This is a genomic window from Ramlibacter sp. AN1015, assembly GCF_037726105.1.
Lineage (GTDB): Bacteria > Pseudomonadota > Gammaproteobacteria > Burkholderiales > Burkholderiaceae_C > Ramlibacter.
Genome location: NZ_JBBJUM010000004.1, coordinates 118683 through 135411, shown reverse-complemented (window position 1 = coordinate 135411; position 16729 = coordinate 118683). Strand labels below are relative to the sequence as shown.

The window sequence follows — 16729 nt, the reverse complement described above, 5'->3', positions numbered from 1 at the left end:
GCATGCGTCGCGTGCAGTGACCGGCGCTCCGGTGCGGTGGCAAGACGGCTGACGCCGTCGCTGCACCTTCGCCCCATGGACCCTGCCGGCCTGCATACACCTTAGGAATTACTTTGTTGCTTGTCGCGCGCAGCAATCGCGCCTGCCGTGCACCGCAAGGCCGCTTGCCAAGGCGCGAAGTTGTCCAGTGCGGCTGTGGTCTAGGCTGTGGACAGATGCGGGGACAAGCTCCGCAACCCGCGCCAGGCCTGGGTTTGCCGGTCGTGCTGAAAAATTCAGCAGCCACCTGCGGCGCCGCCTGGACCACCGATCACTGCTTGTCGTCCTGCCTCTGCGGCTGAGCCAGCTTGCGGTGCATGGCTGCCGTGGCCTGTGCCGGCATCACCTTGCTGGCGGCGACCTGAAGCTTGTTCTTCCAGCCGGCGACCACGTCGGCCTCGCCCTTGAGCATCGCGTCGAAACCGATGCGGGCCACCACCTCGGGCTCCATCATCATGGCCTGCGAGTTGGCCACTTTGGTGTCCTGCATGCCGGCGCGCTCGAAGAACTCGGTGTCCGTGGGGCCGGGCATCAGGCAGCTCACGGTGACGCCGGTGCCCTGGAGTTCGTTGCGCAGTGCGATGCTGAACGAATCGATGAAGGCCTTGGTGCCGTTGTAGACGGCCTGGAAGCTGCCAGGCAGGAACCCGGCGATGGAGCCGGTGATCAGGATGCGCGGCGTGGTGCCCGCCGCCTTGCGAGCGATCATGCGGCGGCCCACCTGCTGGATCAGGTGCACGGTGCCGGTGATGTTCGTGTTGATCACGTGCAGGATGTCCTTGAACTCCTGCTCCATGAAGGCGCCGCCGAGCCCATGGCCGGCGTTGGCCATCAGGGCATCGACGTCGCGGTTCCCGATGCACGCGAGCAGCGCCTTCACGCCGTCTTCGCCGGCGAGATCGCAGGCCACCGCCTCGACCGTCGCGCCCATGGCTTCGAGTTCGCGCACGGCCTCGTCCATCGGCGTGTCGGCGGCTAGCACGAGGTCGTAGCCGTGCTCTGCCGCGCAGCGCGCGAGGTGGTAGCCGATGCCGGAGGAGCCGCCGGTGACGACGGCCAGCGGGCGCGGTGCGGAGATATCCTGGTTCATGTGAAATCCTCGTGCCGGGGCGCCTGTGGAGCGCAGGTCGATCGAAGCCCCGCAGGGGCAAGCGTCATGCCCGGAACCTTCGCCCGTGCCCTCAGTGCGAGGGCGTGCAGCCGGCCAGCAGGACGCGGCGGGCGAGTGCCTCGAACGTGGGAGGCTTGCCCTTGCAGACGGCGTCTGCAGGCAGCGTGCCCGCGCGCAGCGCCAGGAAGGTGCGGGTGTCCTCGTCGTCGGTCGCTGCGGCGCTGGCGCTCGCAGGCTCGGGATCGAGGCTGAGGTAATGGATGCCCCGCCCGGTCTCGCGCACCACGATAGGCGCCGGGCGCGTGTTCTCGCCCACCACGGGCAGCAGGGCCACGGAACCGGGCGTCGCGGGCGTCGTGCCGATCAGATCGAGCAAGGTGGAGGGCAGCTGCGCCAGCGTGGCGATCTCTGCCGAGGCGGCGAGCGACTTGTACTTCGCGTAGAGCGCGGGGGCCTGCGCTGCGGCGGCGTCATTGAAATACATGAGGAAGGGGACCCGGACCATCTCGTGCTTGAAGCGCGAAGAGTCATGGCCGCGGCGGCTGTACACCGCCTCCCCGTGGTCCGAGAAATAGACCAGCACCTGCGGCATCGGCGACGCCTTCACGCGTGCAATGGCGCGTGAGACGCTGTGATCGACATACCGTATCGCCGCGTCGTACTGCTCGACGCCCTCGATCACCTTGTCATGCGCGCCGTCGGCCACCTGCCGCGCAGACATGCCTGCGAAAGCGTCGTCGATGCGGGTGCGGAACGCGGGCGGTGTGTGCTCGGCATAGGGGCCGTGACCGGCGTACGAGTGCATGAACAGCACGCGCGGGTGGTTCGAGGGCGATTCGCGGTCGAGTTGCCAGTCGAAGAAGGCGTGGTCCCACCGCGGCGGCGGCGTCTCGCCGCGGCGCACGGCCTCGACCTCTTCCTGGATGCGGAAGGTGTTGCGCGCGTTCCTGAAGATCACCGAGCCGGCATGATCCGCCGCGCCGCGCATGCCCTGGTTGCTGATCAACCGGGACTCGACGCCGGCACCGGCCAGCACGTCCACCACCGGCATGCGCTTCCTTCGCGCGATGGGCAGCCGGTCTTCCTCGCGGTCGATGCCGATCGACAGCGCTTCGAGCAGGGACCCGCTGGTGTGCGTGTGGGTGGAGAGCACGTTGCGAAACACCAGCAGCTGCGGATCGCTGCGTGCGAGCGCACTCAGTTGCGGGGTGGTGTTCCTGGGGTAGCCGTACAGGCCCATGTGCATGACGGTGGTCGATTCGCCGATGTACACGACCACCTGGAGGCCGCTGCTGGCGGCGCGCATCTGCGGCACCGGCTGGCGGAAGTTGCGCTCCGTGAGGGTGAAGCGCTGCGAGTTGTCGAGGTAGAACGCCAGCGCCATGGCGCCGGTGTGGTGCAAGGCCACGACCACGCAGACGACGGAGACGGCAATCGTCGCAAGGCCAGGGAAGCGCCGGTCAAGCCTGGCCTTTCGGCCGCCCCAGTGCAAGACGAAGAAAACGATAAGGGCCGCCGCCGTGTAGGCGGCGAACTTGCGCAAGCTGAAGTCCGCATAGAGCGCCTCGCTCATGGTGAACCACCAGAACCGCGCCTCTTCCATGTTGAAGCTCGCCGTCTCGGCGAACGAGTCTTCGCCCAGCCCCTGCAGGTAGATGGACATCGACAGGAAGTAGGTCAGCCAGAGTCCGGCCAGGGCGAGACTGGCGGTCGCGGCGATCCACCTGCGGCGGGTCAGCAGCAAGATGCCGAGGGTGAGAAAGCCGATGTAGAAGAGCGCTTCGCCGATGTGCGCGCTGCCCCTCATGAGCCAGGAAGTTGCGTCAAGCGCCATGAGCCGATCGAGTGCCTGTGACAGGCTGATGACAAGGGTGTAACGCATGCCGTGCACGCAAGCACTAGCTCCTTCGGGCCTTGACCGGTGCAAGTCGTCCTGGCGGTGCGCGCTGCGGGCGTGCGCCGCCACCGCCAGCGGACCGGGCTGGGCGACGTGCGTCCCGGATCGACGGATGACTGCGGCGGCTCCCTGCAAGCGGGAGCATCAGCTTCGGATCGACGCTGACGGATAGACACAAAACACCGCAATGCCGTTGACTCCGCGTGCCAGCATCCATGTCCCCTACACGCGATTGGAGGCCCATATGTCGCCCGTCGATACGATCAAGGACGCGTACGCCGCATTAGGCAGATCCGATCCATCGGTGCTCTTTGGGACCTTCGATCCGGCCGTCGCGTGGAACGAGCCGGAGGGGATGCCACTTGCAGACCGGAACCCGTACCGGAGCGCGCAGGCCGTCGGTGAGGGCGTGCTGGGGCGGGTAGTCGCGGCGTTCGACAATTTCACTGCGGTACCCACCACATTCATCGACGGCGGCGACCACGTCGTGGTGCTTGGCAGGTTCGGCGGAACGACGAAGAACGGCGGGCAGACGCTCGACGCGCCGTTCTGCCATGTCTATCGGTTCAGCGAAGGCAAGGTGGTGACCTTCCAGGGGTTCACCGACACCGGGCAGTGGACGAAGTTGATGCGCTGACCCGACCAACTTCTTCTCTCGTCGCCTTCCCGCAGCCGAAGCGCTGTGAAGCGCCGTGGAAGCGCAGTTTGGCAAGACCTTTTCTGCAAACGGCCATGGCCGCAATGAAGCGAGCAGTGCGAACGCGGGCAGGTTGGCCGGAGCCCCCACAAGGGTCCGCACACTTTCCCCCATGTGCTCGCAGCGAGGCGAAGAGGCATTCCCAGAACCGAAAAAAGAAACAGCCGGAACCCGCACAACGGCTGGCCCGGCTGCTATCGATTCTGGTAGGACGTGCAGGATTCGAACCTGCGACCAACGGATTAAAAGTCCGCTGCTCTACCAACTGAGCTAACGTCCCACGCGCTTGCCGGAGAACCCCCGGCGATGCGTTGCTGCAAGCTTGTTTTGCATTGCAGCGCAGCCCACGAGTATAGCCTAACTTTTTCGGGTTTCTCTCGCGAGACGGTCGAGGATGAAGCCTGCGGCGCACTGCCCGAAGGTGGCCGTGACGCTGACCACCGAGCCGTAGCCGTGGCAGTTGAGCGTGCCGTCGCCGTCGATCGCGCAGGAGGCATCCGGTGGGGCCACGGCCTCGCGGCTGAAGACGCAGGCAATGCGCATCGTCTTGCCTTCGCGCGGTGCGCCGTCGAACTTGCGCAAGCGATAGCGCAGCTGCGCGAGCAGCGGATCGTGCGTGGTGTGGGCCAGGTCGTCGATATCGACCTTGTGGGCGTGGCGCTTGCCCCCGGCCGCGCCTACCGTGATGAAAAGTGCCCGGGTGCGCAGTGCCCACGCGGCCATTGCGTGCTTGGCCTTCACCTGGTCGCAGCAGTCGATGACGGCATCGGCATTGGTGGGCAGCAGTGCCGGCCAGTTGCCGGGTTCGACGAAGTCCTCGATGCCGTTGACGGCGCAGCCGGGGTGGATCTGCGCGATGCGCTCGCGCATGGCCTGCACCTTGGCCTGACCCACTGTGCTGTCCAGCGCATGCACCTGTCGGTTGATGTTGGATTCGGCGACGTGGTCCAGGTCGATGAGCGTGAGACGCGCGATGCCGCTGCGGGCGAGCGCCTCGGCGGCCCAGGAGCCGACGCCGCCGATGCCCACCACCGCCACATGCGCATGGCGGATGCGGGCCGCACCACTGACGCCATAGAGCCGCTCCAGGCCACCGAAGCGGCGCTGGAGATCGGCGCCGACGTCCAGCGTGGTCACCGCCGGCGGTTGTCGGCCGGGCGCTGCGACTGCGGCGCAGGCTCCGGTTGCGGCGCGGGCAAGCGCGCCAGGCGCTCGCGCGCCGCGCCGGCCGCTTCGGATTGCGGATAGGCGGTGACGAGGTCTTCCAGCGTGCGCCGCGCCGCGGGAACGTCTTTCAGTTCCAGCTGGCAGTTGGCGATGGACAGCACCGATTCGGGTGCGCGCGGATGGTCCGGCGCGCTTTGCAGCAGCGCGCGGAAGTTGCCGATGGCACCTGCGCAATCGCGCAGCCCGTACTGCGCGTTCCCCAGCCAGAACAACGCCGCGGGGTGAAAGCCGCTGCGCGGATAGCGCTGCACGAACGATGAGAACGCCGACTGCGCCTGCGCGAAGTCGCCGCGACGGAAGGTGGCGAGCGCCGCGTCGAAGGCGCGCTGTTCCTCGGGATCGGCCATGAACTCGCGCCCCTCGGACTGCACGCGCACCGGCTCGAACTTGCGCAGCCGATCCTCCACCGCCTGCGCCATGTCCTTCTGCAGGCGCTGCAGATCGGCCAGCTGGCGCGTCATCTGCTCGTCCTGGCCGCGCAGGCCGGCGAGTTCGGAGCGCAGGGTCTCGATCTGGGCCTGCAGGTCGAGCAGGCTGCGGCGAAACTGGCTGTTCTCCTCGGTGACACGGCGCAGCAGCTCCGCCTGCTGCGCCGCCGTCTGCTCGCTCTGCACGCGCTGAGCCTCGACCCGCTGGCGCAGGTCGAGGATGGCGCGCCGGGCCTCGTCGTCGGCGAAGAGCTGGGCATGCGCCGGGGCGCCGGCCAGGAGCGCCACGCCAAGCGCAGCGGCGGACAGAAGTGCGCGGTGCGGGCTCATCATCGGTAGACCAGTTCGGCGCGGCGGTTCTTGGCGAACGAGCTCTCGTCGGGGCCGGTCTCGACCGGCTTCTCTTCGCCGAAGCTCACGGCCTCGAGCTGGTTGTCGCCGACGCCGAGCAGCACCAGCGCGCGGCGCACGGCTTCCGAGCGTTTCTGGCCCAGCGCGAGGTTGTACTCGCGGCCACCGCGCTCGTCGGTGTGCCCTTCGATGGTGAGGCGGCGGCTGTTGTTCGCCTTGAGGTAGCGCGCGTGCGACTCGACCATCGGCTGGAACTCCGGCCGGATGACGAAGCTGTCGTAGTCGAACAGGATGATGCGGCCCACGCCTGCCGGGCCCGGCTGCTGGCCGGCCGGATCGTCCGCGGCAACGGGCGCGACGCGGCTCTGTGCTGCTGCGTTGGGATCGACCCCGCCGGGCGTGCCGGCACCGGGCTGGCGGGTGTCCGAGCCGATGTTGGTCAGGCCGCGATCGACCACGGGCACGTCTTCGAGCTTGACGCTGGAGCCGCAGCCTGCCAGGAAGGCCGCGAGTACGAGGGGAATCCAGAGGGTTTTCTTCATGGGGGACTGACTCCTTGCGATGGAATGATCTTGGTTTTGTGCTCAGCGCGGGTAAGGACCCCAGTCGGGCTCGCGGATGTCGCCGCTCTGGCCCGCCAGGCGCGCCTTGATGCGTCCATCGACGGTGGTGGTCATGAGGGCTTCGCGGCCGCCTTGGCGGGTGGCGTACACGATCAGTCGGCTGTTGGGCGCAAAACTCGGGCTCTCGTCGGCGGTGGTGTCCGTGACGGCGGTAGCCGTGCCGGAGGACAGGTCCATGACGTGCAGCTTGAACGCCCCGCCAACGCGCGCAATGTAGGCGAGCCATCGCCCGTCAGGGCTGAGGCAGGGCGAGATGTTGTAACTACCGGTAAACGTGACGCGCTCTACATTGCCGCCCTGCGTGGACACGCGGTAGATCTGGGGTGAGCCCCCGCGGTCGCTCACGAAATAGATGAAGCGCCCGTCGCCCGAATACACCGGCTCGGTGTCGATTCCGCTGGACTGCATCAGCCGCTTGGGCTCGCCGCCGGCGGCGTCGATGGTGTAGAGCTGCGAGCCGCCTTCGCGACTGAGGGTAACGGCCAGCGTCTTGCCATCGGGCGCCCAGGCCGGCGCGCTGTTGGAGCCTCGGAAATTCGCCAGCAGGCGCCGGCGCCCGGTGGCGACATCGTGGACGTAGACCACGGGCTTGCGCGATTCGAAGGAGACGTAGGCCAGCTGTCCGCCGTTGGCCGACCAGGCCGGCGAGATGATCGGCTCCGGGCTGGCGAGTGCCGACTGGGCGTTCTCGCCGTCTGCATCGGCGACCCACAGGTTGAAGCGCTCGCCCGTCTTCGTGACGTAGGCCACACGGGTCGAGAAGACGCCGCGTTCGCCGGTGAGCTTCTCATAGATGAAATCGGAGATGCGGTGGGCAGCCAGCCGGAGGTCGCCCGTGGTGACCGCGTAGCTTTCGCCCCCCAGGTCCTGTGTGCGCAGCACGTCCCACAGGCGGAAGCGCACGTCCCAGCGTCCGTCGGCCAGGCGCGTGACGCTGCCGGCCGTCAGAGCGTCGGCGCCCGCCTGGCGCAGTGGCCCCATGTCGGGGCGGCTGGTTTCATCGAGTGATCCCGGCCCGGTCTCCACCGGGCGGAAGCGACCGCTGCGCTCGAGGTCGGCACGCACGATCGCGGAGATGCGCTGCGGTGCGTCGCCCTCGCCGCGGAAAGACGGAATGGCAATCGGCGTCTGCGTCAGCCCGACGCCCGTGACCTCGACGCGGAACTGCGCGAACGCGTGTGGTGCGGCGGTCGCCGTGGCCAGCAGGCCGACGAAATGGCGGCGGCGCCACACTCCCTTCAAATCCATATCGGTTCTCCTCTTTGTCCGAATCGAAAGCTGCCGGTGTTGGTTCATCAGCACTGCGCGTTGGTTCCTTGCCGCCCGTGAAGAGCAGTGAAGCCCAGGACGCTCAGCCACGAGCGCCGGCGGTCAGGGCCGCACGGCGCACCCACTACACTTGCTGCCCATCATGACCTCGATCCCGTACGCGTCCGTGCGTCGAGCCGCACCCACGGATGGCACCGGCAGGGGCGTCGCTGCGCTCCTGGCGGCATTCACGGTGGCCGTTTTCTGGTCCACCGCACTCACCAACATCCTGGCTGCGGCGATTTCGATTCTCGCCATTATCCGTTGGGTCCAGTACCGCCCGGCCTTCCTGCTGCGCCACCCGCTCAACCTGGCCTGCCTTGGCTTCCTCGGCTGGGTCGTGCTGCGCGACGTCGCTGCCGGCGCCGCCTTGCAGGAGATCGCATCGTCCATCAACCACCTGCGCGTGATCGGCTTCGTCGTGCTGTGGTCGCCGCTGTTTCTGCTCGAGCGCAACGCCGGCGTGGTGGCCGGCGCGCTGGTGTGCAGCCTGGCCGCCTATGCGTGTGCAGCACTGGCGCTGCTCGCGTGGTACGGACAACTGCCCTATCCGAGCAGCCCCTTCGATGCGTCGCTGCCGCGGGGCCTGCACGAAGCCGTCCACGCGCTGCGCACGCGCGCGCCCGACATCACCGGGCCCATCATGCTCGCGGCGATCTTCGGCGCCTTGCAGTGGGCGCTGGACCATCCAGCGCGCAGGCGCCAGTTGGTGGCGTTCGCGGCACTCGCCACCGCCGCGCTCTTCCTGGCCAGCCTCCGCCGCAGCAGCCACCTGGGTTTCATCTTGTGCGCGCTCGTATTTCTGTTGATCAACCGCCATCGCCTCTCGGCTGGTCGGGCCCGCATGGCGCTCGTTGCGGCGGCCGTGGCGTTTCCGGTGCTGATGTGGGGCCCGGCCGGAGACGGACTGCAGCGTGCCGCCCACGGTGGGCTGGAGTTCCTGCATGCAACGCCCGAGGTGCGGATGCAGCGAAGCACGTCGGAATCCGAGCGCCTGCAATTCTGGTCGGTTGCGTCCGGCATCGTACGAGAGCATCCGGTCTTCGGCAGCTCAATGGCGCGCTACTTCGACGAGCACATCGCAATGGCCAAGTCCCTGCCGGACGAGTTCCCGCGGCACGGCAACCCACACAATGAGTACCTCTACGTCCTAGGCGCGGTGGGCCCGCTCGGGCTGCTGCTGTTCCTGGCGATTCCACTGGCCGCCTGGCGGGCCACTGCGCGACACCCGGAGCGCCGAAAGCTGCTTGCCCTCTACCTGGCTGCGGCCCTTCCGAACATGCTGGTCAACTCCTTCACCATCGACATGATCCCCGGTCATTTCCATGCCCTGGCGCTGCTGGCCATCGTGTTCCCGGGCGCTGCCACCGAGAAGGTCCGGCCGGCATGATCAGCATCATCACCGCGGTGCACAACCAGCTGCCGATGAACCAGCTGTTCGTCGAGCACCTCAAGGCCAACACGCGCCAGCCGTACGAGCTCATCATCATCGACAACGCGTCCACCGACGGCAGCGGGGAGTGGTTCGCGCAGGCCGGCGCCACCGTGCTGCGCAACCGCGAAAACCTGAGCTATCCGCGCAGCCAGAACCTCGGCATCGAACGCGCGCGCGGGGAATGGCTCATGTTCCTGAACAACGACGTCATCGTCGCTCCCGGCTGGGACCAGACCCTGGTGGACAGCATGCGCCACCACGACCTGGACGTGGCCACCAGCTGCGGGATCGAGCGCATCCAGACACCCGAGGCCACCCGTGCGCTGCGCCGCAGGTGGCAGGCCATCCGCAAGGTCGTGGGCCTTGCGGGCACGGGCCGCAGGCAGCTGCGCTGGATGCACCGCTTGATGTACCCCGACTGGCCCGGGTTCTGCCACGAGCGCCAGCAGCAGTTCCGCCTGCAGGTCGCCAACGGATTCGTCGGCAACACGGTGGCCATGCGCCGAGCCGCCCTCGACAAGGTCGGTCTGTGGGACGAGCGCATCCAGGCGGCCGACTTCGACCTGTACCTGCGCGTGGCCAAGCGCCGGCTCTCGCATGGCGACATCCGCGACGTGCACATCGCACTCGACTGCTTCGTGCACCACTACATCCGCCTCACGCTGCGGGGGCGCCGCACCCCTTTCGCGGACGCGGGCCAGCTCATTGCGCTCGAGCAGAAATGGTCGCCCGAAGACCTTGCGCTGCTGGATGCCGCGCAGGCCCGGGCATGAACGGAGCGCCCGCGTGCTGAACACCCAGGCCATCCGCCGCTCCTGGGAGCGGCTGAAACCCTACTTCGGCCAGCAGCGCTGGGTCTGGGCTCTGGCGGTCTTCACCACCGCCATCGCCGCCGCCACCGAACCGGTGGTGCCCGCGCTGCTGGGGCCCCTGCTGGACCGCGGATTCGTCCAGAGCAGCCTTCCCGTGTGGCTGATCCCCATCGTGCTGATCGGGCTGTTCGCGGTACGCGGCGCCAGTGTCTTTGTCGCCAAGATGGCGCTGGCGAAGATCGCCAACGACGGCGTCATGGCACTGCGGCACACCATGTTCACCCGCACCCAGGCCGCCGCCATGCCCGAGCTGGCGCGGCACACGTCCAGCCAGCTGTCCAACACCATGGTGTACGAGGTGCAGACCGGCGTGACCCAGCTGGTGCACGGGCTGCTCAGCCTCGCCAAGGACAGCCTCACCCTCATCGCCCTGATCGGCTTCCTGCTGTACCTCAACTGGCAGCTGTCGCTGTTCGCCGTCGTGCTGTTTCCGAGCGTGGCGTGGGTCATGCGCACGTTCAGCCGGCGCATGTACCGCATGACGCAGCAAAGCCAGGGCACTACCGACGAACTGGCCTATGTGATCGAGGAGAACGTGCTGGCGCACCGCATCATCCGGCTGCACGGCGCCCAGGATGCCCAGGTCCAACGCTTCTCGGTGCTGAGCAACCGTCTGCGCCAGCTCAACATGAAAGCGTCCGCGGCGGCCTCGGCCATGACCCCGCTGACCCAGATGCTTGCTGCCGCCACGCTCTCTGCCGTGATCGCGCTGGCGCTGTGGCAAAGCAGCAGCAGCGGCGAGACGGTGGGCAGCTTCGTCTCCTTCGTCACCGGCATGCTGATGCTCATCGCGCCACTCAAGGGGCTCTCCGAGGTGTCCAACCCCATCACCCGGGGCATGGCAGCCATCAACCGTGGACTCGACTACATGGACGGGCTGCAGGCCGAGCCCACCGGCGAGCGTCGGCTGGACCGGGTCGCGGGACGGATAGAGCTCGACCAGGTCACCGTGCGCTACACGCCCGACGGCCCGCCGGTGCTCGATGGGCTCAGCCTGAGCATCGCCCCGGGCGAAGTCGTCGCCCTGGTGGGCCCTTCGGGCAGTGGCAAGACCACGCTGGCCAGCCTGCTGCCGCGCTTCGTCGAGCCCAGTGGCGGACGGGTCTTGCTGGACGGCCAGGACGTGTGCAGCCTCGACGTGCAGTCGCTTCGCCGGCAGATCGCGCTGGTCAGCCAGGAGACGGTCATGCTGAACCTCACCGTGGCGCAGAACGTCGCCCTTGGCCAGCCGATCGATCGGGCGCGGGTGCAGGACTGCATAGCGGCCGCGAACCTGGGCGACCACATTGCCTCGCTGCCCCAGGGCATCGACGCGCCGCTCGGCCACAACGCGTCGCAGCTCTCGGGCGGGCAGCGGCAACGCCTGGCGATCGCCCGTGCGCTCTACAAGGACGCCCCGGTGCTCATCCTCGACGAAGCCACATCGGCCCTCGACACCGAATCCGAGCGCCTGGTGCAGCAGGCCCTCTCGCGGCTGATGGCCGATCGCACCACGCTGGTCATCGCCCACCGCCTGTCCACCATCGAGCGCGCCGACCGCATCGTCGTGCTCGAGCGCGGGCGCATCGTCGAGCAGGGAACGCACGCCGAGCTGGTCGCCCACGACGGGCTCTACCGGCGCCTGCACCAGGCCCACGCCGCCGAAGACAACAGCAACAACCCACCCTCCGGCAGCCATGAGCACCAGCACCGAGCGCCCCACGATCAGCGGGTTCACCTTCATCCGTAACGGGGTTCTGCTCGGCTACCCCTTCGTCGAGTCGATCCGCTCCCTGCTGCCGCTGGTCGATGAGTTCGTGGTCGTCGTCGGGCGCAGCAGCGACGACACGCTCGAGCGCATCCGCGCCATCGGCGACAGCCGCATCCGCATTCTCGAGACCGTGTGGAACGAGCGCATGGAAGAGCGCGGTTTCGTCTATGCGCAGCAGAAGATGATCGCCCAGTACGCCTGCACCGGCGACTGGGCCTTCTACCTCGAAGGGGACGAACTGGTGCACGAGGGCGAGATCGACCGCATCCGCCGAAGCGTGGAGCGGCACCACCCCGACCAGGACGTGGAGGCGCTGGTGTTCGACTACTACCACTTCTACGGCGTGCCCTCGCAGATCGCCACCAGCCCGGCCTGGTACCGGCGCGAGTGCCGCCTGATCCGCAACACCATCCGCAGCTACGCGCCCGACGGACAGTACTGGCTCGTCACCTCCACGCACCGCCGGCCCCGCTATCCGCGTGCCGCACCCGCCGACGCCCACATCTACCACTACGGACACGTGCGGCGGCACGACTACATGCAGCGCAAGCTGGACCAGGTCAGCCGGTACTGGTCCAAGGCCGCGCCCTCGTCGCACTACGGCCGCATCGATCCCCGGGCGCTGGCGCCTTTCACCGGCACCCACCCGGCTGTCATCGCCGGCTGGCTGGCCGAAGAAGCCGAAACCGAGTTCGCGCTGGATCCACAGCACGCCCTCACCCGCCGCGAGCGCAAGCACCGCGTCTCCATGCTGCTGGAGCGCGCGTTCGGCTGGGACCTCAGCCACAAGCACTACCGCCTGGTGCGCTGAGCGGCGCCTCTGCGCGAGGCCCGGCCCGGTGCAGAGACCGCATGCAGCCGGGCCCACGGCACCCCGATCCCTCCTATCATCCGGCCCTCCAACGAGGGAGGAATCGATGGCGTCAACAGAACTGGACCGCGGCGCGGTCCTGGTCGTGGGGGGGTGCGGCTACATCGGCTCGCACATGGTGCGCATGCTGCGCGACAACGGGCTGCGCCCCGTGGTGATCGACAACCTTGCGACGGGCTACCGCGACGCCGTGCTCCCCGAGGAGCTGCACGTCGGCGAACTGGGCGACGCGGCCTTCCTGCGCAAGGTGCTGGCCGAGACGCGCCCCGCCTGCGTGATGCACTTCGCCGCCGCCAGCCTGGTGGGCGAATCGACGCAGGACCCGGGCAAGTACTGGCGCAACAACGTGGTGCAGACCCTGGTGCTGCTGGACGCCATGCGCGAGCACGGCATCGCAGAGTTCATCTTCTCGTCCACCGCCGCCGTCTTCGGCAACCCCGTCGAGGTGCCGATCTCCGAGTCGCACCCCTGCCGGCCCATCAATCCCTACGGCCACAGCAAGCTCGCGGTGGAGTACATGCTGGAGGACTACGCCCACGCCCATGGCCTGCGCTCGGTCGCCCTGCGCTACTTCAACGCCGCCGGTGCGCACCCGGACGGCAGTCTCGGCGAGCGCCACGACCCGGAGACGCACCTCATCCCGCTGGTGCTGCAGGTGGCCTCAGGCCGGCGGCCCTTCATCTCCCGTTTCGGCACTGACCACGGCACGCCCGACGGCTCCTGCATCCGCGATTACATCCACGTCCAGGACCTGTGCAGCGCCCACCTGCTGGCGCTGCGCTATCTGGCCGACGGCGGCGCCACCCAGCGGCTGAACCTGGGCAACGGAACGGGCTATTCGGTGACGCAGGTGATCGAGGCGGCGCGCCGGGTCACCGGCCACCCTTTGCCGGTGCAGGACGCCCCGCCCCGCGCCGGTGACCCGCCGGTGCTGGTCGCCGAGAGCGCGCACGCGCGAAAGGTGCTCGGCTGGGTGCCGCAGCACCCGGACCTCGACACCATCCTGGCACATGCGTGGCAATGGGAGCAGCGGCAGGCGCAGGAGCGAGCTCGCAGCGGGGGCTGAAGGTGCATTCCGCTTCTCGCATCCCGCATCCCGCATCCCGCATCCCGCATCCCGCTTCTCGCGTCTCGCGTCTGAGGCTCATGGCGAGAGGTGGTGGCTACTGGCCTGACGCTGCTTGCTTTCGCGGCGTGCCGGGTCTCGCCCCGGCGGGCGACCTACTTTCTTTGCTTCGCCAAAGAAAGTAGGCAAAGAAAGGCGACCCGACTGTCTGCGACCCCTTCGCTGCGCTACGGGGCGACCTGCGCCGAACGCCTTCGGCCGGGGTCCGCGCAAACTCGCCCTGCGGGCTCAGACATGCGCGGCCCTTTTTCCGGCCGAAGCCGCCCGGCGCAGGCGCAGACACACGGGCTTTGGGATCAACACGGCCTGCGGCCGTGTCCTTCGTGCTCGGTTCTGGTATGCGGTCGGCGTTGGCGTGGCGTGGCGTGGCGTGGCGTGGCGTACCTGGGAGCGGGTCGGTCAAGGCGCTCGATCGCAGCGAAAGCCCCAGCGTTGAGTCGACTAGTGGGCCGAGCGCAGCGATGGCCTGTCGGGGCCCCTCTGCCCCCCTGTGGCTGCGCCTGTGGCGCGCAGGGCGGCGGGGAAAAAGAAGCGCGCGTGTCTGAGCCCGCAGGGCGAGTTTGCGCGCTTCCCCCGCCGACCGAGCACCGCAGGTCGCCCCTGCGGCCCGACAGGGCCTCAGGGGCCGCAGACACCGGGGTCGCCTTTCTTTGCCTACTTTCTTTGGCGAAGCAAAGAAAGTAGGTCGCCCGCCGGGGCGAACTCCCGGCTCCTCTCTTCAACTACAAGAACATCCAAGTCGAGACGCAACACATGAGAGGCAGCCACTCGAATCGCGGCCCGGCTTCACACGGCACGTCAGCGTGGACTTCGTTATGTGAATGGCTCGGAATGGTGCGGCTTGCTCGTTACCGCTCGCAGCACCGATCAACTCCGGCGAGCGCCGGGGCCGAGCGCAGCGATGGCCCGCCGGGGTCTCTCCCTCCCCTGTGGCTGCGCCTGCGGCGCGCAGGGCGGCGGGGAAAAAGAAGCGCGCATGTCTGAGCCCGCAGGGCGAGTTCGCGCGCTTCCCCCGCCGACCGAGCACCGCAGGTCGCCCCTGCGGCCCGCAAGGGCCTCAGGGGTCGCAGACACCGGGGTCGCCTTTCTTTGCCTACTTTCTTTGGCGAAGCAAAGAAAGTAGGTCGCCCGCCGGGGCGAACTCCCGGCACTTCACTTCAACTACACAAACAACGACGCGGAAACACCACGGGAGAAATGACACTCCTCGACGCACGCGATGCGATGCGATGCGATGCGATGCATGCGACGAGACGAGACGAGACGAGACGAGACACCGTACGACGCCACCACCCCGCAGCCGCAGCCGCAGCCGCAGCCCGCGGATCAAAACCCCGCCACCGCCCCATCCCTGCGCGGATCACTAGCGCACACATACCCCTGCACCTTCGGGTCCCCGGCCCGCCAGATGAACTGACCGGCGCCGAAGTCCTGATAGCTGTCCTGGATCACCTCCACGCGGTGTCCGCGCTCGGACAACTGCCGCACCGTGGTGGCGTCCATCTGCTGCTCGACGTTGATCTCCAGGCCGGCATTGAATCGCCAGCGCGGCGCATCGCACGCCGCCTGCGGGTTCTGCGCGTAGTCGATCATGCGCACCAGCGTCTGCATGTGGCCCTGCGGCTGCATGTTGGCGCCCATCACGCCGAAGCTCATGACCGGCTGGCCGCCGCGCGTGAGGAAGGCCGGGATGATGGTGTGGAACGGGCGCTTGCCAGGAGCGACCTGGTTGGGGCCGGGACGCAGGCTGAAGGCGTGGCCGCGGTTTTGCAGGCTGATGCCGAAGGTCGGCTCGACGCAGCCCGACCCGAAGCCGGCGTAGTTGCTCTGGATGAAGCTCACCATCATGCCGTCCTCGTCGGCGGCGGTCAGGTAGATGGTGCCGCCCTTGACGGGATTGCCGGCGCCGAAGTCCTGGGCGCGGCGCATGTCGATGAGGCGGGCGCGACTTGCGAGGTAGGCGTCGTCGAGCATCTGCTCCGGCGTCACCTCCATGCTGGAGGGTTCGGCCACGTAGCGGTACACGTCTGCAAAGGCCAGCTTCATGGCTTCGATCTGCAGGTGCTGCGAGTCGGCGCCATCGACAGCGAGAGCGCCGACGTCGAACTTCTCGAGAATGCCCAGGGCGATCAGCGCCGCGATGCCCTGCCCGTTCGGGGGAATCTCGTGCAGCGTGTAGCCCCGGTAGTCGCGGCCGATGGGTGCGACCCACTCCGGCTCGAAGCTCGCGAAGTCGCCGGCCGTGATCGCGCCGCCGTGCTCGCGCGCGAAGCGCTCCACGGCCTGCGCGATCTCGCCGCCGTAGAAAGCGGTCCCTCGCGTGTCGGCGATGGCCCGCAGCGCGCGCGCAGCGGCCTTGAACTGGAACAGCTCACCCACTGCCGGAGCGCGGCCCCAGGGCAGGAAAGCCTCGGAAAAGCCGGGCTGCCTGCCGAGTTCGGGAATCGCCGCGGCCCACTTCTGTTGCACCACGACGGGAAGCAGGTAGCCACGCTCGGCAATCTCGATGGCCGGCTGCAGCAGGTCGGCGAACGGCAGCTTGCCGAACCGCTCGGACAAGGCGACCCAGCCCGCGATCGCGCCCGGCACGGTGACCGAGTCGATGCCACGGCGCGGCGGCGTGGCAGCTTCCCCGTACTTGCGCTGGAAGTACTCCGGCGTCCAGGCCCGCGGCGCGCGCCCGGAGGCGTTGAGCCCATGCAGTGCCTTGCCGTCCCAGAGGATCGCGAAGGCGTCGCTTCCCAACCCGTTGCTCACCGGCTCGCAGATGGTCATGGCCGCCGCCGCGGCCACTGCTGCATCCACTGCGTTGCCGCCCTGCGCCAGCATGCGCAGGCCGGCCTGGGCGGCCAGCGGGTGCGAGGTGGCGACGGCATTGCGCGCGAAGACCGGAAGCCGGGTCGAGGGGTAGGGGTTGCGGAAGTCGAAGTGCATGTCGGTGATGTCCTGGCGTTGCGGGCACGAAGCGGGCCTGCCCGGCCATTATGAAAAGCG

General features: G+C 68.2%; 13 protein-coding genes and 1 tRNA gene. 6 read left to right on the top strand and 8 right to left on the bottom strand.

Annotated elements, in window-relative coordinates; all coding sequences use genetic code 11:
• Positions 1-310: 310 nt before the first annotated feature.
• Positions 311-1129 carry an SDR family NAD(P)-dependent oxidoreductase gene (locus tag WG922_RS08280; RefSeq protein WP_340281986.1) on the bottom strand — a complete coding sequence of 273 codons (819 nt, stop codon included), beginning with the start codon at positions 1127-1129 and terminating at the stop codon, positions 311-313.
• 91 nt (positions 1130-1220) lie between these two features.
• Positions 1221-3032 (bottom strand): phosphoethanolamine transferase, encoded by a 1812-nt coding sequence (locus WG922_RS08275; protein WP_340281985.1) that lies wholly within the window; start codon positions 3030-3032, stop codon positions 1221-1223.
• 259 nt (positions 3033-3291) lie between these two features.
• On the opposite strand from WG922_RS08275, the gene WG922_RS08270 reads away from it, so the two are divergent.
• The gene (locus WG922_RS08270; RefSeq protein WP_340281983.1) at positions 3292-3684 is read left to right on the top strand and encodes a nuclear transport factor 2 family protein; all 393 of its coding nucleotides are present in this window, start codon (positions 3292-3294) and stop codon (positions 3682-3684) included.
• Between the two features lie 264 nt (positions 3685-3948).
• On the opposite strand, the gene WG922_RS08265 is transcribed toward WG922_RS08270, so the two are convergent.
• The 5 genes from WG922_RS08265 to tolB form a co-directional block, all read right to left on the bottom strand.
• Positions 3949-4024: transfer RNA gene (locus WG922_RS08265), tRNA-Lys, on the bottom strand.
• Between the two features lie 77 nt (positions 4025-4101).
• Positions 4102-4881 carry a tRNA threonylcarbamoyladenosine dehydratase gene (locus tag WG922_RS08260; RefSeq protein WP_445322806.1) on the bottom strand — a complete coding sequence of 260 codons (780 nt, stop codon included), beginning with the start codon at positions 4879-4881 and terminating at the stop codon, positions 4102-4104.
• Positions 4878-5729, bottom strand: coding sequence for a tol-pal system protein YbgF (gene ybgF / locus WG922_RS08255; RefSeq protein ID WP_340281981.1), 852 nt, complete (start codon positions 5727-5729; stop codon positions 4878-4880). Before ybgF ends, WG922_RS08260 begins: the two co-directional genes overlap by 4 nt.
• Positions 5729-6292, bottom strand: coding sequence for a peptidoglycan-associated lipoprotein Pal (pal, locus tag WG922_RS08250; protein WP_340281980.1), 564 nt, complete (start codon positions 6290-6292; stop codon positions 5729-5731). The genes ybgF and pal overlap by 1 nt, the downstream gene beginning before the upstream one ends.
• Before the next feature lie 42 nt (positions 6293-6334).
• Positions 6335-7621, bottom strand: a complete 1287-nt coding sequence (gene tolB, locus WG922_RS08245; RefSeq protein WP_340281979.1) for a Tol-Pal system beta propeller repeat protein TolB — start codon at positions 7619-7621, stop codon at positions 6335-6337.
• Positions 7622-7784: 163 nt separating this feature from the next.
• Here tolB and WG922_RS08240 point away from each other — a divergent pair, with 163 nt between their 5' ends.
• From WG922_RS08240 to galE, 5 genes are all read left to right on the top strand, one after another.
• The gene (locus WG922_RS08240; RefSeq protein ID WP_340281978.1) at positions 7785-9071 is read left to right on the top strand and encodes an O-antigen ligase family protein; all 1287 of its coding nucleotides are present in this window, start codon (positions 7785-7787) and stop codon (positions 9069-9071) included.
• Positions 9068-9889 (top strand): glycosyltransferase family 2 protein, encoded by an 822-nt coding sequence (locus WG922_RS08235; protein WP_340281976.1) that lies wholly within the window; start codon positions 9068-9070, stop codon positions 9887-9889. The genes WG922_RS08240 and WG922_RS08235 overlap by 4 nt, the downstream gene beginning before the upstream one ends.
• 13 nt (positions 9890-9902) lie before the next feature.
• Positions 9903-11717: a lipid A export permease/ATP-binding protein MsbA gene (gene msbA / locus WG922_RS08230; protein ID WP_340281975.1), complete on the top strand. Its 1815-nt coding sequence runs from the start codon at positions 9903-9905 to the stop codon at positions 11715-11717.
• Complete coding sequence (locus tag WG922_RS08225) at positions 11665-12549, top strand: glycosyltransferase (protein ID WP_340281974.1); 885 nt, start codon at positions 11665-11667, stop codon at positions 12547-12549. The genes msbA and WG922_RS08225 overlap by 53 nt, the downstream gene beginning before the upstream one ends.
• Positions 12550-12655: 106 nt before the next feature.
• Positions 12656-13675: a UDP-glucose 4-epimerase GalE gene (galE, locus tag WG922_RS08220; protein WP_340281973.1), complete on the top strand. Its 1020-nt coding sequence runs from the start codon at positions 12656-12658 to the stop codon at positions 13673-13675.
• Between the two features lie 1386 nt (positions 13676-15061).
• Here galE and WG922_RS08215 read toward each other — a convergent pair.
• Positions 15062-16669, bottom strand: coding sequence for a gamma-glutamyltransferase family protein (locus WG922_RS08215; RefSeq protein ID WP_340281972.1), 1608 nt, complete (start codon positions 16667-16669; stop codon positions 15062-15064).
• Positions 16670-16729: the final 60 nt, after the last annotated feature.

What these genes read in the sequence shown, in the direction of transcription:
- WG922_RS08280 (WP_340281986.1), bottom strand. Translation starts at nt 1,129, where the DNA reads ATGAACCAGGATATCTCCGCACCGCGCCCGCTGGCCGTCGTCACCGGC.
- ybgF (WP_340281981.1), bottom strand. Translation starts at nt 5,729, where the DNA reads ATGAGCCCGCACCGCGCACTTCTGTCCGCCGCTGCGCTTGGCGTGGCG.
- pal (WP_340281980.1), bottom strand. Translation starts at nt 6,292, where the DNA reads ATGAAGAAAACCCTCTGGATTCCCCTCGTACTCGCGGCCTTCCTGGCA.
- WG922_RS08215 (WP_340281972.1), bottom strand. Translation starts at nt 16,669, where the DNA reads ATGCACTTCGACTTCCGCAACCCCTACCCCTCGACCCGGCTTCCGGTC.
- galE (WP_340281973.1), top strand. Translation starts at nt 12,656, where the DNA reads ATGGCGTCAACAGAACTGGACCGCGGCGCGGTCCTGGTCGTGGGGGGG.
- WG922_RS08275 (WP_340281985.1), bottom strand. Translation starts at nt 3,032, where the DNA reads ATGCGTTACACCCTTGTCATCAGCCTGTCACAGGCACTCGATCGGCTC.
- WG922_RS08225 (WP_340281974.1), top strand. Translation starts at nt 11,665, where the DNA reads ATGAGCACCAGCACCGAGCGCCCCACGATCAGCGGGTTCACCTTCATC.
- WG922_RS08270 (WP_340281983.1), top strand. Translation starts at nt 3,292, where the DNA reads ATGTCGCCCGTCGATACGATCAAGGACGCGTACGCCGCATTAGGCAGA.
- tolB (WP_340281979.1), bottom strand. Translation starts at nt 7,621, where the DNA reads ATGGATTTGAAGGGAGTGTGGCGCCGCCGCCATTTCGTCGGCCTGCTG.
- WG922_RS08235 (WP_340281976.1), top strand. Translation starts at nt 9,068, where the DNA reads ATGATCAGCATCATCACCGCGGTGCACAACCAGCTGCCGATGAACCAG.
- WG922_RS08240 (WP_340281978.1), top strand. Translation starts at nt 7,785, where the DNA reads ATGACCTCGATCCCGTACGCGTCCGTGCGTCGAGCCGCACCCACGGAT.